Annotated in this window: 23 protein-coding genes and 1 pseudogene; 12 read left to right on the top strand and 12 right to left on the bottom strand. The window is 61.6% G+C overall.

The features are described from left to right. Positions 1 to 94 precede the first annotated feature (94 nt). The gene (locus HU742_RS13730) at positions 95 to 2,149 is read left to right on the top strand and encodes a 2Fe-2S iron-sulfur cluster-binding protein (protein WP_186642828.1); all 2,055 of its coding nucleotides are present in this window, start codon (positions 95 to 97) and stop codon (positions 2,147 to 2,149) included. On the opposite strand, the gene HU742_RS13725 is transcribed toward HU742_RS13730, so the two are convergent. Further along, positions 2,146 to 3,090, bottom strand: a complete 945-nt coding sequence (locus HU742_RS13725; RefSeq protein ID WP_186642827.1) for a DMT family transporter — start codon at positions 3,088 to 3,090, stop codon at positions 2,146 to 2,148. The two genes, HU742_RS13730 and HU742_RS13725, sit on opposite strands and share 4 nt — an antisense overlap. 74 nt (positions 3,091 to 3,164) lie before the next feature. Here HU742_RS13725 and HU742_RS13720 point away from each other — a divergent pair, with 74 nt between their 5' ends. After that, the gene (locus tag HU742_RS13720) at positions 3,165 to 4,019 is read left to right on the top strand and encodes a LysR family transcriptional regulator (protein ID WP_186642826.1); all 855 of its coding nucleotides are present in this window, start codon (positions 3,165 to 3,167) and stop codon (positions 4,017 to 4,019) included. An 11-nt stretch (positions 4,020 to 4,030) separates the two neighbouring features. Here HU742_RS13720 and HU742_RS13715 read toward each other — a convergent pair whose 3' ends face one another. Next, on the bottom strand, positions 4,031 to 4,486 hold the full coding sequence (locus HU742_RS13715; RefSeq protein ID WP_186642825.1) for a PACE efflux transporter: 456 nt from the start codon (positions 4,484 to 4,486) through the stop codon (positions 4,031 to 4,033). A 106-nt stretch (positions 4,487 to 4,592) separates the two neighbouring features. Between HU742_RS13715 and HU742_RS13710 the strand changes: the two genes are divergently transcribed. Then, positions 4,593 to 5,483, top strand: coding sequence for a LysR substrate-binding domain-containing protein (locus HU742_RS13710; protein ID WP_186642824.1), 891 nt, complete (start codon positions 4,593 to 4,595; stop codon positions 5,481 to 5,483). 21 nt (positions 5,484 to 5,504) lie between these two features. Here the strand turns inward: HU742_RS13710 and HU742_RS13705 are convergent, their stop codons facing one another. Both HU742_RS13705 and HU742_RS13700 read right to left on the bottom strand, forming a co-directional pair. Continuing rightward, positions 5,505 to 5,777, bottom strand: a complete 273-nt coding sequence (locus tag HU742_RS13705) for a YceK/YidQ family lipoprotein (RefSeq protein ID WP_186642823.1) — start codon at positions 5,775 to 5,777, stop codon at positions 5,505 to 5,507. Then, the gene (locus HU742_RS13700) at positions 5,753 to 7,009 is read right to left on the bottom strand and encodes an MFS transporter (protein ID WP_225923572.1); all 1,257 of its coding nucleotides are present in this window, start codon (positions 7,007 to 7,009) and stop codon (positions 5,753 to 5,755) included. Before HU742_RS13700 ends, HU742_RS13705 begins: the two co-directional genes overlap by 25 nt. 102 nt (positions 7,010 to 7,111) lie before the next feature. On the opposite strand from HU742_RS13700, the gene HU742_RS13695 reads away from it, so the two are divergent. Continuing rightward, the gene (locus HU742_RS13695; protein ID WP_186642822.1) at positions 7,112 to 7,573 is read left to right on the top strand and encodes a winged helix-turn-helix transcriptional regulator; all 462 of its coding nucleotides are present in this window, start codon (positions 7,112 to 7,114) and stop codon (positions 7,571 to 7,573) included. Between the two features lie 15 nt (positions 7,574 to 7,588). Here HU742_RS13695 and HU742_RS13690 read toward each other — a convergent pair whose 3' ends face one another. Next, entirely contained in the window at positions 7,589 to 8,323 is a 735-nt protein-coding gene (locus tag HU742_RS13690) for a substrate-binding periplasmic protein (protein ID WP_225923628.1), read from the bottom strand. 194 nt (positions 8,324 to 8,517) lie between these two features. On the opposite strand from HU742_RS13690, the gene HU742_RS13685 reads away from it, so the two are divergent. After that, positions 8,518 to 9,213 (top strand): tRNA (adenine(22)-N(1))-methyltransferase, encoded by a 696-nt coding sequence (locus HU742_RS13685; RefSeq protein ID WP_225923571.1) that lies wholly within the window; start codon positions 8,518 to 8,520, stop codon positions 9,211 to 9,213. A gap of 20 nt (positions 9,214 to 9,233) precedes the next feature. On the opposite strand, the gene HU742_RS13680 is transcribed toward HU742_RS13685, so the two are convergent. The 3 genes from HU742_RS13680 to HU742_RS13670 all read right to left on the bottom strand — a co-directional run bounded on the left by HU742_RS13680 (position 9,234) and on the right by HU742_RS13670 (position 14,046). Then, a complete protein-coding gene (locus HU742_RS13680; RefSeq protein ID WP_186642820.1) occupies positions 9,234 to 11,537 on the bottom strand; it encodes an Orn/Lys/Arg family decarboxylase in 2,304 nt (767 codons plus the stop codon). Next, positions 11,534 to 12,943: a putrescine-ornithine antiporter gene (gene potE / locus HU742_RS13675; protein WP_186642819.1), complete on the bottom strand. Its 1,410-nt coding sequence runs from the start codon at positions 12,941 to 12,943 to the stop codon at positions 11,534 to 11,536. The genes HU742_RS13680 and potE overlap by 4 nt, the downstream gene beginning before the upstream one ends. 107 nt (positions 12,944 to 13,050) lie before the next feature. Beyond that, positions 13,051 to 14,046, bottom strand: a complete 996-nt coding sequence (locus HU742_RS13670; protein ID WP_186642818.1) for an aldo/keto reductase — start codon at positions 14,044 to 14,046, stop codon at positions 13,051 to 13,053. A 115-nt stretch (positions 14,047 to 14,161) separates the two neighbouring features. Here HU742_RS13670 and HU742_RS13665 point away from each other — a divergent pair, with 115 nt between their 5' ends. From HU742_RS13665 to HU742_RS13650, 4 genes and pseudogenes are all read left to right on the top strand, one after another. Continuing rightward, positions 14,162 to 15,085, top strand: a complete 924-nt coding sequence (locus HU742_RS13665) for a LysR family transcriptional regulator (RefSeq protein ID WP_186642817.1) — start codon at positions 14,162 to 14,164, stop codon at positions 15,083 to 15,085. Between the two features lie 137 nt (positions 15,086 to 15,222). Then, entirely contained in the window at positions 15,223 to 15,651 is a 429-nt protein-coding gene (locus HU742_RS13660) for a DUF2231 domain-containing protein (protein WP_186639342.1), read from the top strand. Further along, positions 15,648 to 16,940, top strand: coding sequence for a PQQ-dependent sugar dehydrogenase (locus HU742_RS13655; protein WP_186642816.1), 1,293 nt, complete (start codon positions 15,648 to 15,650; stop codon positions 16,938 to 16,940). Before HU742_RS13660 ends, HU742_RS13655 begins: the two co-directional genes overlap by 4 nt. A gap of 117 nt (positions 16,941 to 17,057) precedes the next feature. Next, positions 17,058 to 17,171: pseudogene (locus HU742_RS13650) on the top strand (SDR family oxidoreductase); the annotation flags it as partial. A gap of 51 nt (positions 17,172 to 17,222) precedes the next feature. Here HU742_RS13650 and HU742_RS13645 read toward each other — a convergent pair. The 3 genes from HU742_RS13645 to HU742_RS13635 form a co-directional block, all read right to left on the bottom strand. Beyond that, positions 17,223 to 18,173 (bottom strand): DNA/RNA non-specific endonuclease, encoded by a 951-nt coding sequence (locus HU742_RS13645; protein WP_186639345.1) that lies wholly within the window; start codon positions 18,171 to 18,173, stop codon positions 17,223 to 17,225. 97 nt (positions 18,174 to 18,270) lie between these two features. Continuing rightward, positions 18,271 to 19,620: an OprD family porin gene (locus tag HU742_RS13640; RefSeq protein WP_186642815.1), complete on the bottom strand. Its 1,350-nt coding sequence runs from the start codon at positions 19,618 to 19,620 to the stop codon at positions 18,271 to 18,273. Between the two features lie 42 nt (positions 19,621 to 19,662). Beyond that, a complete protein-coding gene (locus HU742_RS13635) occupies positions 19,663 to 20,082 on the bottom strand; it encodes a helix-turn-helix domain-containing protein (protein ID WP_186642814.1) in 420 nt (139 codons plus the stop codon). Positions 20,083 to 20,405: 323 nt separating this feature from the next. Here HU742_RS13635 and HU742_RS13630 point away from each other — a divergent pair, with 323 nt between their 5' ends. Then, on the top strand, positions 20,406 to 21,185 hold the full coding sequence (locus HU742_RS13630) for an EAL domain-containing protein (RefSeq protein WP_186642813.1): 780 nt from the start codon (positions 20,406 to 20,408) through the stop codon (positions 21,183 to 21,185). Between the two features lie 82 nt (positions 21,186 to 21,267). Here the strand turns inward: HU742_RS13630 and HU742_RS13625 are convergent, their stop codons facing one another. Then, on the bottom strand, positions 21,268 to 22,989 hold the full coding sequence (locus tag HU742_RS13625) for an amidase (protein ID WP_186642812.1): 1,722 nt from the start codon (positions 22,987 to 22,989) through the stop codon (positions 21,268 to 21,270). Positions 22,990 to 23,318: 329 nt separating this feature from the next. On the opposite strand from HU742_RS13625, the gene HU742_RS13620 reads away from it, so the two are divergent. Both HU742_RS13620 and HU742_RS13615 read left to right on the top strand, forming a co-directional pair. Next, positions 23,319 to 24,050, top strand: coding sequence for a GntR family transcriptional regulator (locus tag HU742_RS13620; protein ID WP_186639352.1), 732 nt, complete (start codon positions 23,319 to 23,321; stop codon positions 24,048 to 24,050). Positions 24,051 to 24,173: 123 nt separating this feature from the next. Then, a complete protein-coding gene (locus HU742_RS13615; RefSeq protein ID WP_186642811.1) occupies positions 24,174 to 25,463 on the top strand; it encodes an MFS transporter in 1,290 nt (429 codons plus the stop codon). Positions 25,464 to 25,469 lie beyond the last annotated feature (6 nt).

The following is a 25,469-nucleotide window of genomic DNA, read 5'->3' as shown; positions in this document are numbered from 1 at the left end:
CCACCAGCCGCACACCTTGTTCAAAGGCGTGACGGACCATCCCTGACCACAGCGCACTGACCCAGCAGCAATGCCGGGGCGCGAGGAGTAGCTGATGAACGAAGCCTCGAAAGCACAACCTTCGCCCTGGCATGAAGGCGAGTTGACCTTGCAGCGCTCCGTCGGCGCGGTGGACATGATGGCCGGTGTCGGCCAGCGGCAACTGGCACGCACCTGGATGCCGGATCAGCACCGTGAGTTCTACGCCCAATTGCCCTTCGTGGTGTTGGGCGCGGTGGATCGTCAAGGCGATGTCTGGGCGACGCTGCGCACCGGGCAGCCCGGCTTCATGAGTTCACCGGATCCGGAAACGCTGCACATCGATATCGAGCCGCAGCCGAGCGATCCAGCCCAGGAAGGCATGGGCGAGGGCGATGCCATCGGCATGCTGGGCATCGAGTTGCATACCCGTCGCCGTAACCGCATGAACGGTGTCGTGCGCCGTCGGCTCGACCAAGGGCTGGAGATCTCGGTGAGCCAGGCGTATGGCAACTGCCCGCGCTACATCAACCTGCGCCAATACAGCTTTGTCGATGAGCAAGCTGCCGTCTCGCGTGAACTGGAGGTGGACGACCCTTTGGTTCGTCGGCTGGTCACGGCGGCCGATTCGTTCTACATCGCCACCTACGTGATCCGAGACGGCGAACGGCAGGTCGATGCTTCGCACCGTGGCGGCAAGTCCGGTTTTGTGCACATGGACGAGGACGGGACGCTGACCGTCCCGGATTTTTCCGGGAATCTGTTTTTCAACACGTTGGGCAATATCCTGCTGAATCCGCGCGCAGGGCTGTTGTTCGTCGACTTTGAAACCGGCGACCTGTTGCAGTTGAGCGGTCGCGCCGAGGTGTTGCTGGATGACCCGCAGATTGCTGCGTTCCAGGGCGCCGAGCGGTTGTTGCGTGTGACTCCGCAACGCTTGGTCTACCGTCCCGAAGCGATACCGTTGCGCTGGAGAAACCAGGACGAAGGTGACTCGCCCAATTCGCTGATGACCGGCAGTTGGGAACAAACCGCTGAGCGCTTGCAGGCCGAAGCCCTGAGGACCCAATGGCGTGCGTTGCAGGTCACTCGGACGGTGGATGAAAGCCCCGACATTCGTTCCTTTTATCTGCAAACCACCGATGGCGCCGGTTTGCCACGGTTCGAAGCCGGACAGCATTTACCGGTGCGAGTATTACTGCAAGGGCAGCAAACTCCGTCGATCCGCACCTACAGCGTGTCCAGCGCGCCGTCCGATGATTTCCTGCGCATTAGCGTCAAGCGCGACGGCGTGGTGTCTTCGCACTTGCATGAACAAATTCAGGCGGCCCATGAAATTGAGGCGCGGGCGCCCCAAGGCCACTTCACCGTGGACCCCATCGAGCGCCGCCCGCTGGTGCTGTTGGCAGCGGGCGTTGGCATCACGCCGCTGTTGTCGATGTTGCGCGAGGTGGTCTACCAAGGGAAACGCATCAGCCGCATGCGTTCGGTCTGGCTGGTACAAAGCGCCCGTCACGTGGCTGACCTGGCCTTTCGCAAGGAGATCGACGAGCTGGCGGCCCGTGCCGGTGACAAGCTGCGGGTGTTGCGCATGGTCAGCCAACCGCCCACCGACGGCAGCGCCGGGCAAGGTTACGACGTGTCCGGCAGAATCGATGTGGGGCTGCTCAAGCAATGGCTGCCGCTGGACGACTATGACTTCTATTTGTGCGGGCCGGGCAGCTTTACCCAGGCGCTGTATGACGGCCTGCGCAAGCTGCGCATTCCCGATGATCGCATCCATGCGGAAACCTTTGGCCCGTCCACGCTAGTGCGCGATATCGAGGTTCGAATGCCCGTGGCCGAGCAGGTGCCCGCGGCGAGTGAAACGGTGAAAGTCCTGTTCGCCAGCTCGGCCAAGGAAGCGCGCTGGGAGCCGGGTAGCGGGACGCTGCTGGAGTTGGCCGAGGCCCGGGGCCTGAACCCGGAATTCAGTTGCCGCGGCGGTTCCTGTGGCACCTGTAAAACCCGCATGACCCAAGGCCAGGTGCATTACCTGACGCAGCCCGCCGAGCCGGTCGCGGACGGCGAAGTGCTGATTTGCTGCGCAGTACCGGCCGAGGGCAGTGAGCCTTTGGTGCTGGAGGTTTAACGCGCGGCGGTGGCGCTGAGTCGACCACGCGCTTCATCACGCATCACCATCCAGATGCCGACGGCAGACACCGCCATCCCCAGCGCCATGAGCCACGACAACGGCTCGTCGAACATTGCCCAGGCCCACAGCATCGTAATGGGCGGGCTCAGGTAGAGAACGCTGGCGACACGGGTGGCTGTCGCCCGGCGCAGGCACAACCAATAGAGCCCGTATCCGCCCATCGTCGACAATCCCGCCGTCCATACGACGCTCAGCACAAAGCCAGTACTGGGTATCGGTGCGAGGCTGCCCTGTGCGCCTTCGATAAGCGCAAACACCAGGCCGCTGACACAACATTGCAGCCAGAGATTGGGCAGCAGGCCAATCGATTGCGAGGCTGGAAGATGCTTCTGCCACAGGGTCGCAGCAGCGAGCGAGAGCATGCCGAGCAGCGGCAACCCGTAGGCCCACAAAGGCGCGTCGCCCCAGGCCAACGCGCCTTGGGTACCGAGGGCAACACCGGTCAGGCCGATGGCCAAGCCCGCCCAGACTGCCGGCGCCAAGCGCTGTCCCAGCACACCGGCAGCCAACAGTGCCAGGCCTATCGGCAGCAAGTCGGCAAACAGCGCCGCCAGGCCTGCCGGAACACCCAGGGCGATGCCTTGGGTGATACCGGCCAGATAACCCGCCATCGCTAGCAGACCGATACCGGCGTTTTTCAAGAGTGCGGCGAAGGGGATTCGTCGCAGTTGGCCGACGACGAAGGGAAACAGGATCAGCGTGACCAGGACGCAGCGCCAGAACACCACGAGCAACGGCGGCGCGTAATCGATGGAGAAGCGCGCACCGACGAACCCTGAGCTCCAGGCCAGGACCAGCGCCGCTTCCAGCAAGGGCAACGGAATCAGCCAATACAAGCTGGGCGTGGCAGGGGAAGTGATCGATTTGGGCGAGTTCATGGTCACAGGCTACGAAAGCCGACTAATCTAATAAATCAAAATATCTTGTAGAAGTCGTTCACGAACGGTGAATCATGGCAGCCATACTGGACATCGAGCTGATACGAACCTTTCATGCGGTCGCGCGGATAGGCAAATTCAGCGCTGCGGCGCAGGAGCTTCACAAGAGCCCGGCGGCGGTCAGCGTGCACATTCAGCGACTGGAAGCGGTCGCCGGTGGCCGGCTGCTGGACCGTGACAATCAAGCGGTCTCCCTGACCGCGTTGGGCAAACGCCTGCTCGTTTCCACGACGGAGCTGCTCACGACCCACGACCGGGTATTGGCCGACTTGCACGGCACGCGGCTGGCGGGACGGATCACCTTGGGTGTGCCCGACGAATACGCCGACCATGTCATCCGCGACATCGTCCCAACGTTCACCGCAGCCTGGCCGAACGTCATCCTGGAGCTCAAGACCGCCCCCAGCTATGCCCTGCGTGAGCAGGTCCAGCGCGGCAAGCTACAAGCCGCCGTGCTCACCCAGCCGAAGGAGTTGCGCAACGCTGAGGTTGAGTTCCTGGTCACCACGACACCGGTCTGGGTCGCGGCGCTTCACGCCACGGCGAATTTGACCGAGCCGCTGGCGCTGGCCGTGCACGCGGCGCAATGCCCTTACCGACAGGTCATGCTGCAAGCGCTCCGACAAAGCGGGCGCAAGGTGCGAATCGTCCTCGAAAGCCCCTCCAACCAGGCCGTCAAGGCCTGCGTGGAGGCCGGGTTGGCGATCAGCCTGATCGACCGTGGCCGGGTGACGGATAACATGCGGATCCTTGATGAGCTGCCGGTGATCCCGGATCACGACGTAGTGTTCATGCGATCCCAGGCATCCCGTGACGATGAAACGGTCGACTTGCTTGGCCAGGCCATCCAGCAGCGCTTTCGGCTGTAGAGCAGACGCCATCACGTGGCGTTGGCCTTGGAGGTCGAGGTCTGTGCGGACTGCGCCGACAGTGGGACATCGAACACCCGATCGAATCCCCATTGAAAAACCAGCGAGTAGAAGAAGAAAAACACAAACAGTCCCAGATTGGTTACCAGCGCCAGCCACAGGCTGATGCCTAGCCACGCGGCAATCACCGGTGTGAGGATCAACGTCAAGCCGCCTTCGAATCCCAAGGAGTGCAACAACCGCCGTTGCCAGTTGCGCTGACGGTTGTGCTGGCGGCGCTCCCACCATTCGAACGCGCCGTTGAATAGCATGTTCCAGCCCAGCGCGACGCCAGATATCACCAGGGACAGCAAGGTAGAATAACCCATGCCTTGCTGGTAGATCAGCGTCAGCGCCGGTGCCACGAACAGGACACCGCCCGCTTCGTAGAGTATGGCCTGGAGGATTTTGCGAGGTACGCCTTGCATCGGTAGTCTCCGGATCTTGGGGGCAGGAGCACAGCCTCGCGAGTTGAGCGTGCGCGCACAATTGAGCTAAATTGAGCCTCGCTCAACGTGAGTAACGCTTGCGCCCATGTTTGCCAAATTGCCCCTTACCGCCTTGCGCGGCTTCGAGTCTGCCGCACGGCTAGGCAGTTTCAAGGCTGCCGCCCAGGAGCTGAACATCAGCGCCGCGGCGATCTCCCATCAGATCAAGAATCTCGAAACCTTACTGGGCGTGCGCCTGTTCGAACGCTCCAGCCAAAGCGTTCGCCTGAGCGCCGATGGTGAGTGTCTGCACACCTACGTCCACCGGGCGCTGCTCGATATCCAGCAGGGCCTGCAAGTGCTGTCCCCGTCCTGCGTGGCGCAATCGCTGGTGGTGAGCACCACGCCGGCCTTCGCCAGCCTCTGGCTGATCCCACGGCTCGGAGGGTTTTATCGCTTGCACCCGGAAATCAGCGTCCGGCTGCACAGCAGCAACGAGGTGGTGGACCTGCGGCGTGACGCGAGCATCGACCTGGCAATCCGTGCCCTGTTCACGCCTGACCCGCAATTGGTCGAGCAGCCGCTGATGGATGAGTATTTCGGTGTGTATTGTCGTCCCGACTGGCAACCGCCTGCTACGGGGGCGCCCGTTGAACTGATTGATGTGCCGTGGTTGAGCAGCTCCGCCGTCACGGTCGATTGGCCGGCCTGGTGCGCCAAGGCCGGCATTGGCGATTGGTTGGAGAGCGCCCGTCTGCGGCGTTATGACGAGGAACAGCATGCCCTGCAGGCAGCCATCGTCGGGCACGGATTGGTGTTGGCCAGCCAGGTGCTGGTTGCCGAAGCTGTCGCGCGCGGCCAGTTGATCGCCTATCGCCCGGAGATTCGCCTCGCGGGCGCGCGTTACACATTGGTGTGTGTGCCCGGGCGAGAGCGGCAGCCGGCGGTGCGGGCGTTCAGTGAGTGGTTGCTTGCACAGGGCGCGCTTGGCGGCTGAATGTTCGTCGCGCCAATACCCTTATTCCTCGGACGGTCTCATGTGAAAAATGGTGTAGGGCAGGATCAACGTATCGGCGACGAAACTCAGGGGCAGGTCGATGGCCGCGAACGGCGCGAATGCACTGGCGAACGTTGAGTTATCTTCCGTCACCGCTTCCTTGAGCACTTGGTAATCGAAATACACGCCGCAATACGGGCTGACACCGCAAAGGCCGCCGGTGCCAAAGGTTTCGTTGGCGGTCGCGCATCCCGTCAGCAGTGCGATGATTAGAGCCGTTCCGATGATGCGCATGACGTTCCCTCGTTGTTGGTGCGCGACTGTAGCACCGCCGATGGACGGCCCGACATATGAATCGAAATGCCCCACAAAGCCAACGCCAGCGCACTGATCAACCCACCCAGCAGACTGACCGCCGTCCAGCCCCAAAGCGCATACACCTGAGTGGCGGCGGCAGCCCCGAGCGCGCTGCCGATCGAGTAGAAACACATGTAGGCGCCGACCATGCGACTTTGTGCGTCGGGGCGGGCGGCGAAAATAAGGCTTTGGTTGGTGACGTGCACCGCTTGTACGGCGAAGTCGAGCAAGATCACTCCACAGACCAAGGCCACCAGCGAGCTTTCGGCAAAAGCGATCGGCAGCCAGGACATCACCAAGAGCCCCAGCGACAGGCCGGTCACACGTCGTCCGAAACCTCGATCGGCCCAGCGACCGGCTCCCCTGGCCGCCAGGGCTCCGGCGACACCGGCCAGGCCAAACAGGCCGATGGCGGTGTGGGAAAGTGACAGCGGCGGGGCGCTCAACGGTAGGACCATGGCGGTCCACAGCACGGAAAAGGCAGCGAAGATCAGCATGGCGAACAGACCCCTGATTCGCAAGACCGGTTCGGTCAAGAACAGCTTGAACAGAGACCCGATCAGCACAGGGTAGGATTGTCGGTGGCGGGGCGACGCCGTGGCGGGAATCACTTTCCATAACACCGCGGCGATGAGCAGCATCAGCCCCGAGGAGACGAAATAAACCGCACGCCAGCCTGCCAGGTCGGCAATCAATCCTGAGGTAAACCGTGCCAGGAGAATGCCCAGCACAATCGCGCTGGTAATAGTGCCCACCGCCTGCCCGCGTTGCGATGGCGCGGACAGCGTGGCGGCGTAGGCGACCAGCACCTGGACGACCACTGCCAATAACCCTGTCACAATCATGGCGCCCAGCAGAACCGACCAATGGCGTGATGCGCCGACCGCCGCCAACGCCACCACGGACAGCGCAACGAGGGTCAAGATCAGTTTCCGGGGATTGACCTTGTCCCCCAGCGGCACGATGAACAACAGTCCGAGCGCGTATCCGATCTGAGTCGCCGTTACCACGATACCGATCAACCCGGGGGCAACATCCAGGCTTTGCGCTATCGAGGCGAGCAAGGGTTGCGCGAAGTAGACGTTGGCGACAGCGAGGGCGCACGTTACTGATAACAATAAAGTGAGCGTCGCTGACAAGCCTCGGTTCACGTCGGTGTATGCGGTCATGCGCACCTCCATGGTGTAATCTGGTTGCAATTGAATACCTGATTTGATTCTTGCTGGTTTAGGTTTTAAATAGCAACCACTTTGACCGAGTGCAGGCCAAACATGATCTTGAAAGACGCTCCATCACATAACAGCGAATGCCCGGTTTCCCGGACCTTGGACGTGATTGGCGATCGCTGGTCGCTGATGATCATCCGCGATGCCTTCGATGGCATCCGCCGATTCAGCGAGTTCCAGAAGAACCTGGGCGTGGCCAAGAACATTCTGGCGTCGCGCCTGAAAGCCTTGGTCGAGGTCGGCGTGTTCGACGTGCGACCTGCCTCGGATGGAAGCGCCTACAAGGAATATGTCCTGACGGAAAAAGGACAGGAAATTTTTCCGGTCGTGGTCAGCTTGAGGCAGTGGGGCGAGCGGTTCCTGTTCGCGCCGCAGGAGACGCGTTCGGAGCTGTTGGACAACGCATCCGGACAGCCGCTGATGCCGATCGAGGTTCGCTCGTCGAGCGGCCAGAAGGTCGAGCCCTGGGATTGTCACCGGGTAAGGCGGATAGGCGAAGAGCCTTGAGGCCAGGCCTGTTTTCTACTGTTGGGTCGGTTGTTCGTAGCGCCGCTGGATGCGTGCCAATTCACCGGACTGGCGCAGTTTCTCCAACGCGCGGGTCCATGCGGCGATCAGTTCGTCGTCACTGTCAGTGCTGAAAGCGATGTACAGCGAGGAGCGGTAAAGCTCGATGGGGATTTTGCGCAGGGTGCCGGGGGCGATGCTCAATTGCCGGCTGTAGTAAGCCACTCCCGCAGCGGTGTCGCCGACAATGATGTTGGTTCGCCCGGCCAGCAGCATGCGGTAGAGCAGTTTGCTTTCGGTTGCGCTTTTGTCCAGGTTATTGAAGCCCAGCGATTGCAACATCTGGGGCACCAGGCCGGCATGCCGCGTGGTGACCTGCGGGGCGCGCAGTAGCTGTTCCAGGGAGTTGATCGGCGGCGAATCGGACAGCTGGTAGGCGTGGATGGATTCTTCGACGATTGGCCCGACCCACTTGTATAACGGTTCGCGCTCCGGTGTACGGAACAGCGAATACATGATGGTCTTGGGCCGGTTCTTCAATATCTGCGTGGCGCGCATGCTCGGTTGCAACGATATTTCGAAGTCGTCTCCGGTCAGCGTCATGATGGCCCGGACAATTTCCGTGGTCATGCCGGTGAGCTGGTTGTTCTCCACGTAATTGTAGGGAGCCCATTCCTCGGTCACGACTTGATAGGGCTCGGCGGCGGTCGCTGAGCCGAGCATCAGACAAAGCAGCGCTGCGGCAGGCATCGAATGCTTCACGTGTTCTCCTGTTGGGGTGGTCCGCTGTTCCTGGGCGAACCCAACACAAGCATAGACCCAATCACGTGGCTGACGTCGGCTGTGGCGCCGTTATGCGAACGGTCCCTCAGTTGCCTGGAGAGAAACAGTCCGTGGCACAATTGGACGGACGTCTATGTGCCGCCGAGAAAAGGGTTGGAAGTTTGAACGAACAAACGTTGTCCATGCGCCTGGAGCGCGTGGCGAGGCATGTGCCGGCAGGGGCGCGCCTGGCCGATATCGGCTCCGATCATGGTTATCTGCCGGTGGCGCTGATCAACCGGGGTGTGATCGCGGCGGCGCTGGCGGGCGAGGTGGCAGTGACGCCGTTCCGCTCGGCCGAACGCACCGTGCGCGAAAGCGCACTGGACGCGAAAATCAGCGTGCGCCTGGCCAACGGCCTGGCGGCCATCGAGCCTGGGGACGGCATCACGGCGATCAGTCTGTGTGGCATGGGCGGCGAGACGATTCGCGACATTCTCGACGGCGGCAAGGGCCGCTTGAGTGGCCAAGAGCGTCTGATCCTGCAACCCAACGGCGGCGAGCAGCCACTGCGTCAATGGTTGATGGACAATGATTACCGCATCGTGAGCGAGGAAGTGCTGCGAGAGAACCGCTTCTACTACGAAATCATCGTCGCCGAGCGCGACGGGCCGGTGGCGTACTCCGCCCAGGAGTTGTACTTCGGCCCGTTGCAGTTGCAGGCCCGAAGCCCGGTTTTCCTGGCAAAGTGGCAGCGTCTGCTACGACTGAAGCAAAAGACCTTGGTCAGTTTTGCCCAGGCGCAGCAGGCCGTGGCCGAGGAGAAGGTGCAGGATATGGCTCTTCAGGTCCGCTGGATCAGCGAGCTGTTGGCGTGAGCCATTGTCCAGCCAATCGGTCACTGGCCCGCTGCGTCCTGTTTCAGTACCAGCAGCTGATAGACGCCTGATTCGTTTTCAATCCCATGGGTGTCATGGGTGAAGCCGGGGAATGATCGGTCAAAGTTTTCCAGCGCCTTGAGGTAGGTCAGTATTGGCCCGTCCGCAGGTCCTGCGTTTTCCCCTGGCATCAGCAGGGGAATTCCCGGCGGGTACGGGACGATGCCCGTTGCCGCAATCCGGCCGGCGGCTTCTTCCAAGGTCACCGTTTCGATCTCGTTCCTCACCAGTTTTTCATAAGCCTCCACCGGGCTGAACTGCGCCGTGGGCAGCATGCCGAAGGCCTCGGCCATGGCTGCGGTGGTCTTGGTTTTTTTCATGGCGGCGAAGATCTCTTCAGCCAGGTCCTTGAGACCCATGCCCGCGTAGCGTTGCTGGTTGGCACTCACCAGGTCGGGCAGGCACAGCTCCAGTTCCAGGTTCTCATCGTAGTCGCGCTTGAAGTCGAGCAGGGCGTTGACCAAGGTGCCCCATTTGCCTTTGGTGATGCCGATGGAAAACAGGAACAGGATGGTGAAGTCGGTGGTTTTTTCCACCACGATACCCTGCCTGCCGAGGTAGGCGGTGAGCACGCATGCCGGGATGCCGAAGTCCAGCAGGTTGCCGTCATCGCCCATTCCGGGGCTGAGGACCGAGACCTTGATCGGATCGAGCATGCAGTAGCCGTCTTCAATGTCACCGAAGCCATGCCAGACCTCATTGGGGTGCAGCACCCAGCAACTCGGGTCAGCCTTGAGCCTGGCCGGATCGACCTCGTGAAATAGAATCGCCTGTCCGTCCACCTGCACCGATGGCGGTTGCCAGCAGGAGAAGAACCAGTCGTCATGGCTGAACATCTCGCTTTGCATGTGGGAGATGACCTGGCGGAAGGCGACGGCTTCCTCGATCGCTTCGCTGGTCAGGATCTGCCCGCTGGGCGCCTCCATCATCGCCGAGCTGACATCGCATGAGGCCATGATCGCGTAATTGGGCGAGGTGGAGGCATGCATCATGTACGACTCATTGAAGCGCCCATGAGGAATCGGGTTGCGCCCGTTGCGCACGTGGATCATCGAGGCCTGGGACAGCGCCGCGAGCAATTTATGCGTGGACTGGGTGGCGAACACGGTCGGTTTCGACGGGTCGTGATCGTCCGGACTGCCGTGCATCGCAAAGCGGTCCTTGTACAACGGATTGAACCGCGCATAGCCATACCAGGCTTCGTCGAAATGCAGGCGGTCGACACTTTGCCCCAGCAGCTCCTCGACGCGGGTGACGTTGTAGGTCAGGCCATCGTAAGTGGAGTTGGTGATGATGGCGTGCACCGGCGTCGGGTCGATGTGGCTCTTGACCAGTGGATTGCTGGCGATGGCCGCCTTCACGCCTTCGGCGCTGAGGGTCTGTGGCAGGATCGGGCCAATGATGCCGAAGCGGTTTCGGGTCGGCACCAGATAGGTCGGAATTGCCCCGGACAGGGTCATCGCGTGCTCGGCGGATTTGTGGCAGTTGCGATCACACAGCGCGATCTGGTCGCGCGTCACGCTGGCCATGAGGATGACCCGGTTGGACATCGACGAGCCATTGGTGACGTAGTAGGTGCGATGCGCGCCGAACACCTTGGCGGCGTAGCGCTCGCCCTGGCCGATAGGGCCGCTGTGGTCGAGCAGCGAACCCAGTTCGCCGACGGAGATCGACAGGTCCGAACGCAGCAGGTTTTCACCGAAAAACTCGTAGAACGCCCGGCCCGCCGTGCTTTTCAGAAAAGCCGTGCCACCGGCGTGCCCCGGCGTATGCCAGGAATACTCGTAGCTGCGGGCGAACTTCAGCAGGGCGCCGAACATCGGCGGCAGTACCGCCTGGCGATAGCGCTCGATGGCCGCCAGGATCCGCCCGCTCAGGAAGCGGCTGGTGTCCTCGGGCAGCCAGATGAAGTCGTCGGCATATTGCATGACGATCAGCGGTACGTTGGATGCGGTGCTGCGATCGCTGATCAGGAACACCGGCACCCGGGTGTTGCGCTCGCGCAGCGCGGTGAGCAAGTCGATGCATTCGCGGTGGTCTTCGCTGGTGTCTATTTCCCAACTGAGCAGCACACACTGGATCGCCGGGTCGGAGCTCAGGATCGACTTGGCATCGCTCAGGTTTTCGGAGGTCAGCACGCTGACGGCGCGCTCTTCCACATCGCTGATCAACTGGATCAGCGCTCGACCGAACACGCTGCGCTTGTCTGGCGCGTTGGACACCAGCAAGGCCAGCATTCCCAAAAGATTTCGCTGTTCCGTCATGGCAAGGCCTCCAGGTTGGCCGTCTTCAGGTGGTTGACGGGAATGGGCTCGCCAACGATGTGCTGCGCCGCGACGGTCTGGGTCGGTACGCTATTGTTCAACGCTTCAAGACGGATCAGGCGGGTATTGACGTAACCGAACAGCGTATAGCCGACGATGACTGCCACGCCGCCCAGCATCAACGCCTGTTCCCCCGAGCTGTAGAGCGCCAGGTAGCTGTAGGCCGCGGCAATGCCCGCGACAATGTTGGTGAGCAAAGCCTTGTTGGCCGGGACATTCGATATTTTTTGCAGGGTGACCAGCGTCGCCATGGAGAGGATGTAGGGCACCAGGTTGGTGACCACGGCGAGGTTCACCAGCGTATCGAATTGCTTGGCGAGGTCAGGGCTGATGGTCAGCAATGCCAACGCTGTCTGCATCGCCAGCAGGATCAGCATGCTGACGATCGGCACACCATGCTTGTTGGCCTTGGCGAAGATTGGCAGGAAGTAACCGGTGTCCGCCGAGCTCTTGAAGACCTGTGCGACGGTGAACTGCCAGCCGAGCAGCGAGCCGACACACGCCATCACCATCAGGCCCATAACGACGTTTCCGATCAGGGGGTTGAACATCTTGGCGAAGACCAGGCCGAACGGCGCCGTGGAGGAGACCAGCTCGGCGTTGTCGACGATGCCGGCAATGACGTTGGTTGAAACGATGTAGATCACCGCAGCGCCCAGCGTGCCACCGAGTACCGCGATCGGCACGTTTTTCTCGGGGTTCTCCACCGCGTCGCCGTTGGCGCACGCCGACTCCAACCCCAGGAACGCCCAGAGGGTGATCGCCACGGAAGCGCCGGCCGCTTCGTACCAGCTCATGTCGTGAGGGTTCCAGCCGGCTGCGTAGATGCTGCTGTCGAACCAGAACCAACCGACCGTCGAAACCAGCACCACCGGGGCTATCACGCCCCACACGGTCACGGCGCCAATCTTGCCGGTAATGCGTGCCCCGCCGAAATTGGCAAAGGTGGTCAGCCACAATAATGCGATGGTTGCCAGGCCGACCTGCAGCGAGTCGAGCTGGACACTGAAGAGCGTCTGGATATAGCCGACGGCGGTGATGCTGATCGCCACGTTGGCAATCAGCAGTGAAAGGCCGTAGGTGTAGTTGGTGATGTAGTTGCCGGACTTGCCGAAGGTGTATTCAGCGTATCCGCCCATTCCGCCGGTCTTGCGGCTGAGCATGCCGCAGCGGGCAAAGGCGTAGGCCAATGCGAGCGAGCCCGTGGCTGTGATCAGCCAGGAAAGGATCGAAATACCGCCCACTTCGGCGAGCTTGGTCGGCAGCAGCACGATGCCGGACCCTAGCATATTGACGGCAGTCAGCATGGTCAGCTGCCCCACGCTCATTTTCTTGGCGGCTGACATTCCCTTGCCTCGCATTAGAAAGTGAAGGGTTTAAGCTATAGCAGAGGTTTTTTGTTAAGCAAGGAAAGGCCGGGCCGTTACCTTCACCCCCTCAACCGTGTTGCTGTTCAGCCGTCGAGCAAGGTCATCACCTGAGCGTCGTATCGCGCGCCCGCCACGGCTCCTTGGGCGCCGAAAATTTCATCCAGATGATTCAATTCATCGGTGTTCAGGGAAACCCCGATCGCGGCTACGTTGCTCTCCAAATACTTGCGCTGTTTCGTTCCTGGGATCGGGATCACGTTGCTCCCTTGGGCCAGTACCCAGGCCAGGGCCAATTGCGAGGCGCTGATGTCTTTCTGCGCAGCCAACGCCTTGACTCGCTCGACCAGCGCGAGGTTGCGATAGAAATTGTCGGCCTCGAAGCGTGGATTGAAGCGGCGATAGTCATCGGCGGCAAAATCCTCCGGGGCCTTCAGTTCGCCCGTCAGGAAACCGCGACCCAATGGGCTATAGGCGACGAAGGCAATCCCCAGGCGCCGGCAGGTTTCCAGCACGCCGTTGTGCTCGGGCTCCCTGGACCACAGCGAGTATTCGCTTTGCACGGCCGCCAAAGGATGCACCGCATGCGCCCGCTGGATAGTTTCGGCGCTGGCTTCCGAGAGACCGATGTGGCGCACCTTGCCGGCCTTGACCAGCTCCGCCATGGCGCCGACCGTTTCTTCGACCGGCACCTGCGGGTCAATGCGGTGTTGGTAATAGAGGTCCAAGTAATCGGTATCGAGGCGCTCGAGACTGCCGTCGACGGACTGCCGGACGTAATCGGGGTGCCCGTTGACGCCCCGGGCGTGGGGATCTTCGCTGCGCACCAGGCCGAACTTGCTCGCCAGGTAGATCCCTTCACGCTTGCCACGCAAGGCTTGCCCGAGCAGTGTCTCGTTGGTGTAGGGCCCATACATGTCGGCGGTATCGAACAGTGTCACGCCCAGCTCCACGGCGCGGTGGAGCGTGGCAATGGCTTCTCGCGGATCGATCCCGGTGGTGTAGAAATCCGACATTCCCATGCAGCCCAGGCCGATAGCGCTGACGTGTGGGCCTTGTTGGCCGAGTTGGCGAGTGATCATGCGGTTGACTCCAAAAGAAATGAATGACAGGGCCAGTGTCCCGTACATGAATTTCTGGATAAACCCGGTAAATCTGGCTTAACTATTCGTGATTCCTGAATAGTGAGCGTCGTTTATGGACCGATTACAAGCCATGCAGGTGTTCCGGCGCATCGTTGAATTGGGCGGTTTTGGCAAGGCGGCCGATGATCTTGGCTTGCCACGGGCCACGGTCAGCCTGTTGATTCAACAACTCGAAGGTCATCTGGGCGTGCAACTGCTGCAGCGCACGACGCGGCAAGTGCGAGCCACGCTCGATGGCGAAGCCTATTACCAGCGCTGCGGCCAATTGCTGGATGAACTGGACGATCTCGAAGCCTCGCTGTCTGCGCAACGCAGCCAGCCTCGCGGCACCTTGCGGGTGGACATGCCCATCGCTTTCGGCTGCACCTGGATCGTGCCGAACCTGCCGGATTTTTATCGGCGCTATCCACATTTGCAACTGGACATCGGTTTTCATGACCGCCAGGTGCACTTGCAGCGCGAGGGCGTGGACTGCGCAATCCGCGCCGGCAACATCACTGACCAGGCATTGGTGGCGCGGCCAATCGTGCGGTTGTCCCAGCTCACATGCGCCAGCCCGAGTTACCTGGCTCGCGCCGGAACGCCGCTGCGACCGGAGGATTTGACTGCGCACCAGGCCATCCGCTTTGCATCCGGCGGCGGACGTTTTTTTCCGTTTGAATTCGAAGTCGCAGGGCACGTGCGCGAGTTGCACCTGCCGGGCGAGCTGACCGTCAACAATGCCGACGCCTACGTGACGGCCTGCGAAGCCGGGTTCGGTCTGGTCCAGGTGCCCCGCTATCACGTTCAACGGCAGTTGGCCGAGGGCCGGCTGTTAGAGGTGTTGAAAGACCATCCGGTGCCGTTATGGCCGATTTCAGTGGTCTACCCACCGCATCGACAACTGTCGCCCCGGGTACGGGTGTTTATCGATTGGGTGATCGAGCTGCTGCATGGCGTGGCGGAGGCGCAGGGGGAACTGATGGTGAAGATATAGCCAGAAAATCCTGGGCCAACGAAAATATCGGAACTAACGCTTTGGCAGCGCGATCATTTTCCTAGCGTCATCAACGCAACCCTGATCGGCTTCTCACCGGATAACGATCAGGGCCGCTGAACGAAAAGGAGTTGCCAATGACCGTTACCGCTCATCCCCTCTACCGAAGCACGCCAGGACCGCTCCACGCGGTCTTGCTGGCGGGCACCGTTCCCCTGTTTCTCGGCGCGCTATTTAGCGACATCGCTTACTTCAAGACGTACCAGATCCAGTGGAGCAATTTTGCCTCGTGGCTAATTGCCGGTGGGCTGGTTTTTTGTGGGCTGGCGCTGGTGTTCGCCCTGGTCAACCTGCTCAGGGCCGAACGCAAGGCCGGGCGTCCCGTAGCGTATTTCCTGCTGTTGCTGGTCACTTGGGTACTCGGGTTGGTCAACGCTTTCGAGCACGCCAAGGACGCCTGGGCGATCATGCCCCAGGGCCTCGTGCTGTCTGTCATCGCGACGCTGCTGGCCTGCGTGGCGGCGTGGGTCGGCCTTACCAACCTGAGTTCGGGAGGTGAGCAATGAAGCCGCGCATCGCATTGACCGCCTTGAGCATGGCGCTGCTGCTCAGCGCTTGCGGAGGAGAAGGGGACGCGACCCAGACACTGGGTCCCGACCCTAAATTGCCAGAGCCCCAGCGTGGCCTGTTGCCCAGCATGAAAATCGCCGAGCCGGTGGCGTGGGGAGACCAGAAGCCGACGGTGCCCCAAGGCTACGACATCACTGCCATTGCGACCGATCTGAAGATCCCGCGTCAAACACTGGTCTTGCCAAACGGCGACATTATCGTCGCCGAGGGCCGTGGCGGAAACGCCGCGAAGCTCAAGCCCAAGGACGTGATCGCCAGCGTCATCAAGGCCAAGGGCAACACCCAGGTCAAGGGCGGCAACCGCCTCACGTTGTTGCGCGATGCAGATGGCGACGGCACTTACGAGCTCAAGACGGTTTTCGCCGAAAACCTCAACGCGCCGTATGGCCTGGCGTTTGCCAACGGCAAGCTGTACGTGGCCAACCAGGATGCGCTGGTTCGCTTTGATTACGCAGACGGCCAGACCAAGGCCAGCGGTCCCCCCGTCAAGGTCACCGACCTGCCGTCGGCGATCAACCACCACTGGACCAAGGCCTTGACCGCTAGCCCCGACGGGCGCTCGCTGTACGTCGGCATAGGCTCGAACAGCAACGTCACCGAGCGCGGCATGGAAGTCGAGATCGACCGGGCCATGGTCTGGCAGATCGACGCCGAGACGGGCGCCCACAAACCCTTTGCGACCGGCCTGCGCAACCCGACGGCGCTGAAGGTCGAGCCTGGCTCCGGGCAGTTGTGGGCGGTGGTCAACGAACGCGACGAGTTGGGCCCCGACCTGGTGCCGGACTACCTGACCTCGGTGCGCGAAGGTGCGTTCTACGGCTGGCCCTACAGCTATTGGGGGCAGAACGTCGACCCGCGCGCGCAGCCACAGGATCCGCAAAAAGTCGCCGCTGCGGTCAAACCCGATTACAGCCTGGGATCCCACGTCGCCGCGCTCGGTGTCGATTTCTCGGTTCCGGCCATGGGCGAACAGTTCGCCGAAGGCGCGTTCGTTGGCGAGCACGGCAGCTGGAACCGTGATCAGCCGGTGGGCTACAAAGTGATCTTCGTGCCGTTCCGCGACGGTCGCCCTGCGGGTGAGGCGGTGGACTTCGCCACGGGCTTCCGCGGTTCCGATGGCAAGACCCGTGGGCGCCCCGTCGGCGTGACGGTCGATCCGCGAGGTGCGTTGATCATTGCTGATGACCTGGCGAACACAGTGTGGAGGGTCACGCGCAAGCCATAGCGCATGAGGTCCGGGGCGCGCCGTCGCCCCGGGCTATCCCGCCGGTTTGCAGATTCGCGCAAAACCCCGACAGTCCCCGCAACATCACCAAAGCCCGTTGACCCTCGTTGCGCGACAGCGAAGCCGGAAGAAATCGCCGAGGTGGTCGCCTTCCTGGCGTCGGACCGCGCCAGTTTCATGGTCGGTTCGGTGGTCATGGCCGATGGCGGCATGACCGTCACCGCTGGCTGATCCTGCGGAGCCGGACCGACCGCCCACGATGCGGGGCGCCGGTCGGCCCGCTCAAAGCAGAATATCCTCAGGCCCCCGAATCGCCGCTTCAATCCGTGTTCCCGTCAAGCGTTCCTCGTTGGAAAAACCATCGTAGTCAGCCAGGCCGCCGAAGCGAATGCCCGTGAGTGATTCAATCTGGTCGACGCTGTGCCGGTAGGTTTTAAGCGCGCCGAATACGAGTTGAAGTTTCCCGAGCTCCCGCTGCTGATCGATCATGTAGGCGCTGGCGGATGGCTTGCCGTCGTCGCTGAGAAATGCCACGACTTTCCAGAATGCGGTGGGAATTTGTACGTCTCTGTAGGTGGGATCATCCTCGCGAAACAGCGGCCCGGTGAACACCGTCGCTCTGCCTTTCCAGCGGCGGGTGTTGTCGAGGATGTAGTCCTCAAGCTCCAACCAGGTTTTCTGATTGAAGGCCGCCATTTGCGGTGAGCAATTGGTGAAGTGGAACGTGTCGCCATTGGCCGTGTGCGCCTCTTGTCCCCAGTTCGGATCCTGGCGCCTGACGAGGTGGCCGCGATCCAACAGGTTGTCGGCATAGAGTGCTTCGCCGATCTGTGCGTCGCTGGGCAGCCGACCGTCATAGGTCCAGGCATCGCGCTTGCGGTCGATTTCGACACTGCTGGCGCCGTCGATGTTAACCCCGGCAATGAGCGCCAACCGTCGACGCCGCGACATCGTGATGGAGAAATGGGTGTAATCCAGGCGGTCACCAGTGTTGCCTGTTGAATAGACGTCCTTTGCCTGCTCGGCATCAAGGGCGGGCCAGGGCACAATGAAATCGCCGAGGAAATCGCTGCGGTATCCCTCTCGGTTTTCCAACTGCGTTGCCGGGGTGACCTTGGGTTCTGTCGGCGGGCGCAGCTCATTGGCGACGGGTCGCACTGGCTGAACGAGCGGCTTGAGATCCGCCAGGCGTGGTCGATGGGAGACATCTATCGGTGTTCCTGCGGACGACATGGGCGCTTCCTCGCTGGGCTGATACGTTGCTACGAGCGGGCTCGATAATAACGATCATCATGCCATCGGCGCCGTGAAGCTTTGATGATGTGTTCCTTCAGGACGGCCCCAGCTTGAGCGGGTATTGGATAACGATGTAGAGCCTGTCGATGTCGTCGCCCGCCTGGGCGTCGTTGGCACGGTGGGTGACATGGGACAGCTGCAGCGACAGGTCCCTGGCCGGCCCCGACGGCACGACATAGTGCAGGTCCAGGTCGCGTTCCCAGTGACGGCCGCCGTCTCCTTGTTGCGGACTGTAGGTCCCGGTGTCGGTGTCGAACGTGTTGTAGGCGCCGCCCTGGGGGGCATGGCTGCCATCTATTCCACTACCCGTCACATAGCGGGCCATGAAGCCCAGGCCGGGGATGCCCAGCGCGCCAAGGTCGAGGTCATAGCGTGCTTGCCAGGAGTGTTCGCCGGGGCCATTGAAGTCGGCGTATTTGATCGAGTTGGGTAGGTAGATGGAGTCGCCACCGACGAAGTCAAACGGCGTGTCGCCGTTGATTTTCTGATAGGCCACGGTGAACGCCTGGGCATCGCGCCGGTATTTGCCCAAGAGGCTGTAGGCGGTGTTGTCGATGGCGCCTGCGGCGGCCTGGCCTTGGTCGCGGGTGTGATACAGATTGCCGTCGACGAACAGATCGCCAACGGTGGCGTGCAGGTTGGTGTAGTACTGCCGCCAGGTGTCGCTCAGCTCGGAGGCGTACACGGCGCCACCCACTGGGCGGCCGCTGAACAGATCGGCACCCACGAAGTCGATGCTGCCGTGGCGGGTGGTTGCCCCGTATCCGGAAAAATCTCCTCTGGCGGTGGAGGCGTCCTGGTTCTTGAATGCATGGAAATGGCCGGCCTGCAGGTCGATCCCCTCGGTCTCGCGACTGGTCAGCAACACGCCGCTGGCGTATTCCGGTTGCAGGCGTTTGTCCGCTGTATCGAACACCGGGGTTTGCACGGTCATTTCGCCCAGTGCCAGGGTGGTTCGAGACGCCTTGAATTTTAACGCACCGCCTGCGCTGGAATATTGATCCTCGCTACGGCCGTCATCATCCAGCGGCAATAACCCGGTTCCGGAGTGGCCTTTGCCACCGTCCAGTTTCAGCCCCAGGAAACCATGGGCGTCGATGCCGACACCAACGGTGCCGGTGCTGAAACCGGACTCGAACGAAGCGATGAAACCCTGGGCCCATTCCTGCTTGTAGCTTTTGCCCGCCGGGGTAGGGGAGCGGTAGTCATTGTTGAGGTAAAAGTTGCGGCTCAGTATTTCAAGCGATGCGCCTTCTACAAAACCATCGGCGGTTTGCGCCGCCATTGTGGGGGCGCTTCCCGCCAGCAAGGCCAGGAGCCAAAGCGGCTTCAGGGCCGCTGGCATGGGTCCGGGACCGACAATGTTGTTTGATGCAGGCGACATGCTTCATTCCCTGTGAATAGTTTGGCGAAAAATGCGTGGGGATCACCCGGCGCCGAGGGCATAGGGCTGCGCACGTTGGACCCGAGATCGCCAGGCAAACGGACTGATGCCTGCGCTGTGGGTGAAGAGGTGGCAGAAATGCGCCTGGTCGCAGAAGCCGCATTCCAGGCTGATTTGCGTCAGGGTCAGATCAGTGCTCTGCATCAGATGCTTGGCCCTGGCAATGCGCTGGGCACGGATCCAGGCTTGGGGGGATTGGCCGGTGCTGCGCTTGAAGGCTCGGGAGAAATGGCTGCGGGACAAGGCGCACGCTTCGGCCAGTCGGGTGATTTCCAACGTCTCGCTCAGGCCATCGAGAATCATTTTCTTGACCAGCTTTTCGCGCCAGGGCGACAGGCCGCCCGTGGTCTTGGCTGTTGGCGTGACGGGCGTGCTGACGGCGATGAGCGATGCGTGGGCCATGACGAAAATCCGTGCCAGTAGGAAGCGCACCGGCGTACTGCCCGATAGGGCACCGCCTCCCGCTTTAAAGGGTCTGAACAGAGCGTCCCATTCTTGGTGAGGCCGCGCGATCGCGCGAGTTAAACGTTGTTAATCATGGCGTCGATACGCTCATCTGGCGCACCGCGAAGGTGCAATGATCGAATAAAAGCCCAGCATTCAGCGGTTAGCGGATTGACGGGCCCGACAGAACTTCAGAAAGCGTGGCCCGTGCCGACTCAAGGGTATCGCCTATAGTTTGTGCAACAACAGCGACCCCGTTTTCCGCGACCGGAACACTGATCATGAGCCAATCTTCTTCTCATCCAACCTTCAAATCCCTTGGTTGCGCCGAATGTCGCAACCATGAGGTGCTGGGGTTTGATTTCACCATGGCTTTCCAGCCGATCTTCAACGTCCGCACGCGCACGGCGTTTGCCTATGAAGCGTTGGTCAGGGGGGTGAATGGCGAATCGGCAGCCCATATCCTCGGGCTTGTAAATGACAGCAACCGCTATCGGTTCGACCAGGCTTGCCGAGTGAAGGCGATCGAAGAATCTGCGAGGCTGGGGATTCTCGATATCTCCGATTGCTTGCTCAGCATCAACTTCCTGCCCAACGCTGTGTACCGGGCCGAGACCTGTATACGGGCGACATTGGAGGCCGCGCGCCAATCGGATTTTCCATCGAACAGGCTCATGTTCGAAGTGACCGAAGGCGAGCGGGTGGACGATCCTGACCATCTGAAATCGATTTTCCTGGAGTACGAACGCCAGGGGTTCACCACCGCCATTGACGATTTCGGTTCAGGCTATTCGGGCCTCAACCTGTTGGCGCTGTTCCAGCCCCAGGTATTGAAAATCGACATGGCGTTGACCCGTGACATCGACCAGGACCCCGTCAAGCGCGCCATCGTCGAGGGCATTATCCTGGTCGCCAGTCGCCTGGACATCATCGTCATCGCCGAGGGCGTCGAGACGCGGGAAGAAAGCGCAACGTTGCTGGCAATGGGAATCGAGCTGATGCAGGGGTATCTCTACGCCCGGCCCGAGATAGGCCGGCTGGCGGTTGGCTGCTTCGATTAGTCGGTAGTTCGAGTATTGGCGGCGCAGGCATCACCGCAACGCAGCGGTGGGCCTGCTTTCGCCAGATAGGCTTCAGTCGCCGTCAGGCCTGTTGCTTATCACTCGACAACGGCGGCGTGCGCGGCGGAATCATTCGTTTCGAGCCCATCGCCTCGAACGCCGAGGCCAGCTGCAACAGCTTCGAATCGTCATAGGCTCGGCCGGCAAATGTCAGCCCTACAGGCATGCCGATGTCCGCCATCACGCCCATCGGCACGGTGACCGTGGGCACGCCCAGGTGGCGGATGGCGAGATTGCCGTTGGCGACCCAAACCCCGTTGCTCCAGGCGATGTCGGCAGATGCCGGATTGACGTCCGCGTCCGCTGGGCCGACGTCGGCCACGGTGGGGAAGATCACCGCATCCAGGCCAAGCCGCTGCATCCAGTCTTCGAGATCGATCCGGCGTGTCTCTTCGAGTCCACGCAATCCGTCAGGCAAGGTGGGAATCTGGTCCCACGGCGTGATGCCGCGCTGGGCCATCTTCACGTATTCGTCCATGCCGGCGGCCAGGTCATCCTCGCGGTTGGGCAGGGTGCCGGGATCGTGAGGAAAAATCAGCGGTCCGTCGACGTCAGCCAGGCGATTGAGTTTCGGATCGCCGTTGGCCCGCAGGAAATCATCGAATGCCCAGGCCGACAGATCCCATAATTCATGGTGGAGGAATTCCTTGGACACCAGGCCGCGAGTGAAGACGGTCGGTGCGCCAGGACGATCGCCCTCGCAGTTGGAGACCAACGGGAAATCCACTTCGATCACTTCCGCGCCTTGGGCCTCCAACGCCTTGCGGGCCTCTTCCCAAAGGGCAATCACCGACGCACGAGTGATGATTCGTTGCCCGGTCGGGCCACCGATTCCCGGCTTTTGCGCCGTGCCCGCTTCCGGGTCGGCGTTGATGTACATCCGCGGGACGCCGAAACGGATGCCGGCCAGCGTATCCGGTTGGGCGGCGAGGCTTTGGTACGAGGCGGGACGAATCGAGTCCACGGGCGGAATCGGTACCCAAGGCTGCAGGCGCCAAAGGTCTGCGCGAGTATCGGGATCATTCGCCACTACCACGTCCAATACTTCGAGCAGGTCGGCCATGGTCCTGGCGTAAGGCACGACGACGTCCATGGTTGGCGTCAACGGCCAGTTGCCGCGCACTGATATCACCCCGCGCGAAGGGGTGTAGGCACACAAGCCATTGTTCGAGGCCGGGCCGCGTCCGCTCGACCAGGTTTCTTCAGCCAGGCCGAAGGCGGCGAAACTGGCGGCAGTGGCAGTGCCCGCGCCGTTTGAGGAACCCGAGGCGAACGGCGCGGTGAGGTAATCGCCGTTGTATGGGCTTTCGGCGCGGCCATACACGCCGCGCTGCATCCCGCCGTTTGCCATCGGCGGCATGTTGGTCTTGCCCAGGCAGATGGCCCCGGCGCCGCGCAGTCGTTCAATGGTGAAGGCGTCGCGATAGGCAACCAGATCCTTGAACGCCGGGCTTCCGGAGGCGGCGGTGAGCCCCTTCACCAGGTAACTGTCCTTGGCGGTGTAGGGAATGCCGTCGAGCGGGCCCAACGTCTGGCCCTTGGCCCGACGGGCATCGGACGCCCGCGCTTCGTCCAGCGCATCGGGGTTGCGAACCACCACCGCATTGAGGGCGGTGGAGGTGTCCGGGCCGTCGTAGGCGTCGATCCGGGCAAGGTACGCCTGGACCAGTTCGACCGCCATGGCCTGGCCGGATTCGAGCGCAGCCCGGAGCTGGGCAATCGAGATTTCGGTGATTTCAATCATGTTGTTATCGCTGCGGCTGGGCGAATGACGTGATGCAAGTCGTTCGAACGATATGTCCGGTGCTCACGTCTTTCGAAATGGGTTCTGACATCGGATGGAGACTCTACTACGAGAGCGCGATGGGAGGGCACTGCCCTTCACAGGAATAATGATGACCTGTGGCAAGGGGCGTCTGTGGGATATCAGCATTGACCGGCTGTGCAGCATCGTCATTGAGCCTTCCACTCGTCTGTAAAGCGCAGGGGGCCTGCTTGACAACCAGGTCGACAGAAGGAAATACTCCGCCAATATTCATATAGATGACTAGATAACAAGGTGAAAATAGTCCTATGAACGCCCTGTCCAGCGACGCCCGCCTGCCGCTTTATCAACGTTTGCGCGACCAGTTGGCCGAACAGATCGCCAACAATCGCTGGCGTCCTGGCGAGGCGATTCCCACTGAGGCGGCGCTTTCAGCCGAGTACCAGCTGTCCACCGGCACGGTGCGCAAAGCGATCGATGCGCTGGTCAGCGAGGGCGTGCTGGAGCGGCAGCAGGGTCGGGGTACGTTTATTCGTCGTCCGCAATTCCAGTCGTCACTGTTTCGTTTTTTCCGCTTCCAGAGCGCGTCGGGCGAACGTCGGGTTCCGGAGAGTCGCATCCTGTCTGTCGAACCCGTGCCTGCGCCGTCGGCGGTCGCGCAGGCCTTGGGTCTGCCGGTCGATGCGCCGGTGATCCGCATCGTCCGGGTACGTCTGCTGGAAGTCGAGCCGGTGCTCGCCGAAGAAATCTGGCTGCCACGCAGCCGATTCCAGCCGTTGCTGGAGATCGACCTGAACCAGAAAGGGCCGTTGCTCTATCCCATCTACGAGGAAACCTGCGGGCAGGTGGTTGCCTACGCGCAGGAAACCCTCACGGCCGAATCGGTCAACGAAGTGCACGCGCGCTTGTTGCAAGTCCCGGTCAACAGCCCGGTGGTGGTAATCGAGCGTCTCGCCCGCGATTACGCTGGCAACCCGCTGGAGTGGCGCCGTTCGCGCGGGCATGCCGAGCACTTCCGCTACAGCGTCGAAATCCGCTGAGTTCGGCGGGCACGCGGCGTCTCGATCTCCGCGGCCCTTGCCCTGTGTGTTTTTCCTGACTGGCCCTGCAGCGGCGCGGTTCGCTCTCGGCTGCCTTTCGTTCCACTCATAAGGACAAGAATCATGTTCAACTGGTATCGCCAAATCACTTCTCGGGAGCGTAAAACGTTTTGGGCGTGTTTCGGCGGCTGGTCGCTCGACGCCCTGGAAGTACAGATGTTCGGCCTGGCGATCCCGGCGTTGATCGCCGCGTTCGCCTTGTCCAAGGGCGATGCGGGGCTGATCAGCGGCGTCACGCTGGTCACGTCGGCCCTCGGCGGCTGGGTCGGCGGCACGTTATCGGATCGTTATGGTCGAGTGCGCACGCTGCAATGGATGATTTTGTGGTTCTCGTTCTTCACCTTCTTGTCGGCGTTCGTCACCGGCTTCCACCAGTTGCTGATTGTAAAGGCCCTGCAGGGCTTCGGAATCGGTGGGGAGTGGGCTGCCGGCGCGGTTCTGATGGCCGAGACGATCAATCCGAAATACCGCGGCAAAGTCATGGGCACCGTCCAGAGCGCCTGGGCGGTGGGTTGGGGATTGGCGGTCGGGGTGTTTACCTTGATCTATTCCCTGGTGCCGCAGGACATGGCCTGGCGAGTGATGTTCATTGTCGGCCTGTTGCCATCGTTCCTGATCATCTGGGTGCGTCGCAACGTCGAGGAGCCGGACAGCTTCCAGCGCCTGCAAAAGGAACAAGCCATCGCGCAGAGTTTCTTCAAATCCCTGGGCGGCATCTTTCGTCCTGAATTGATTCGCGTGACCTTGTTCGGTGGCTTGTTGGGGTTGGGTGCCCACGGCGGTTATCACGCGGTGATGACCTGGTTACCGACGTTTCTCAAGACCGAGCGCAATCTGTCGGTGCTCAATTCCGGCGGCTACCTGGCGGTGATCATCTTTGCCTTCTGGTGCGGTTGTATCGTCAGTGGCTTGATGATCGATCGCATTGGCCGGCGCAAGAACATCCTGCTGTTCGCGCTGTGCTGTGTGGTGACCGTGCAGTGCTACGTGTTCCTGCCGCTGAGCAACACGCAGATGCTGTTCCTCGGCTTCCCGCTGGGCTTCTTCGCTGCGGGCATTCCGGCGAGCCTCGGGGCGTTTTTCAACGAGTTGTACCCGGCGGACGTGCGCGGTGCCGGCGTAGGTTTCTGCTACAACTTTGGTCGGGTGCTGTCGGCGGTCTTCCCGTTCCTGGTCGGCCATATGAGCGATTCCATGTCCCTCGGGTCGGCCATCGGCATCGACGCCGGCATTGCCTACGGCGTGGCGGTGCTCGCGGCGCTGTGCCTGCCGGAAACCCGCGGCCGCAGCCTCGAAGCGACCGCGCCCCCGGCAACCGCCGTTTCGGCTGGCAGCGAGAGCGCCCGGGCCTGATCACTC

Source organism: Pseudomonas marvdashtae (assembly GCF_014268655.2).
Taxonomy (GTDB): Bacteria; Pseudomonadota; Gammaproteobacteria; order Pseudomonadales; family Pseudomonadaceae; genus Aquipseudomonas; species Aquipseudomonas marvdashtae.
The sequence above is the reverse complement of the archived record's forward strand: the minus strand, read 5'-3'. Positions and strand labels throughout refer to the sequence as shown.

Excerpts from the sequence above, each read along its gene's own strand:
- HU742_RS13645 (WP_186639345.1), bottom strand. The coding sequence starts at position 18,173 with ATGTCGTCCGCAGGAACACCGATAGATGTCTCCCATCGACCACGCCTG.
- HU742_RS13620 (WP_186639352.1), top strand. The coding sequence starts at position 23,319 with ATGAACGCCCTGTCCAGCGACGCCCGCCTGCCGCTTTATCAACGTTTG.
- HU742_RS13655 (WP_186642816.1), top strand. The coding sequence starts at position 15,648 with ATGAAGCCGCGCATCGCATTGACCGCCTTGAGCATGGCGCTGCTGCTC.
- HU742_RS13710 (WP_186642824.1), top strand. The coding sequence starts at position 4,593 with ATGTTTGCCAAATTGCCCCTTACCGCCTTGCGCGGCTTCGAGTCTGCC.
- HU742_RS13700 (WP_225923572.1), bottom strand. The coding sequence starts at position 7,009 with ATGACCGCATACACCGACGTGAACCGAGGCTTGTCAGCGACGCTCACT.
- HU742_RS13695 (WP_186642822.1), top strand. The coding sequence starts at position 7,112 with ATGATCTTGAAAGACGCTCCATCACATAACAGCGAATGCCCGGTTTCC.
- HU742_RS13680 (WP_186642820.1), bottom strand. The coding sequence starts at position 11,537 with ATGACGGAACAGCGAAATCTTTTGGGAATGCTGGCCTTGCTGGTGTCC.
- HU742_RS13640 (WP_186642815.1), bottom strand. The coding sequence starts at position 19,620 with ATGTCGCCTGCATCAAACAACATTGTCGGTCCCGGACCCATGCCAGCG.
- HU742_RS13715 (WP_186642825.1), bottom strand. The coding sequence starts at position 4,486 with ATGCAAGGCGTACCTCGCAAAATCCTCCAGGCCATACTCTACGAAGCG.
- HU742_RS13625 (WP_186642812.1), bottom strand. The coding sequence starts at position 22,989 with ATGATTGAAATCACCGAAATCTCGATTGCCCAGCTCCGGGCTGCGCTC.
- HU742_RS13665 (WP_186642817.1), top strand. The coding sequence starts at position 14,162 with ATGGACCGATTACAAGCCATGCAGGTGTTCCGGCGCATCGTTGAATTG.
- HU742_RS13725 (WP_186642827.1), bottom strand. The coding sequence starts at position 3,090 with ATGAACTCGCCCAAATCGATCACTTCCCCTGCCACGCCCAGCTTGTAT.
- HU742_RS13615 (WP_186642811.1), top strand. The coding sequence starts at position 24,174 with ATGTTCAACTGGTATCGCCAAATCACTTCTCGGGAGCGTAAAACGTTT.
- HU742_RS13705 (WP_186642823.1), bottom strand. The coding sequence starts at position 5,777 with ATGCGCATCATCGGAACGGCTCTAATCATCGCACTGCTGACGGGATGC.
- HU742_RS13670 (WP_186642818.1), bottom strand. The coding sequence starts at position 14,046 with ATGATCACTCGCCAACTCGGCCAACAAGGCCCACACGTCAGCGCTATC.
- HU742_RS13690 (WP_225923628.1), bottom strand. The coding sequence starts at position 8,323 with ATGCCTGCCGCAGCGCTGCTTTGTCTGATGCTCGGCTCAGCGACCGCC.
- HU742_RS13635 (WP_186642814.1), bottom strand. The coding sequence starts at position 20,082 with ATGGCCCACGCATCGCTCATCGCCGTCAGCACGCCCGTCACGCCAACA.
- HU742_RS13660 (WP_186639342.1), top strand. The coding sequence starts at position 15,223 with ATGACCGTTACCGCTCATCCCCTCTACCGAAGCACGCCAGGACCGCTC.
- HU742_RS13730 (WP_186642828.1), top strand. The coding sequence starts at position 95 with ATGAACGAAGCCTCGAAAGCACAACCTTCGCCCTGGCATGAAGGCGAG.
- potE (WP_186642819.1), bottom strand. The coding sequence starts at position 12,943 with ATGTCAGCCGCCAAGAAAATGAGCGTGGGGCAGCTGACCATGCTGACT.
- HU742_RS13720 (WP_186642826.1), top strand. The coding sequence starts at position 3,165 with ATGGCAGCCATACTGGACATCGAGCTGATACGAACCTTTCATGCGGTC.
- HU742_RS13630 (WP_186642813.1), top strand. The coding sequence starts at position 20,406 with ATGAGCCAATCTTCTTCTCATCCAACCTTCAAATCCCTTGGTTGCGCC.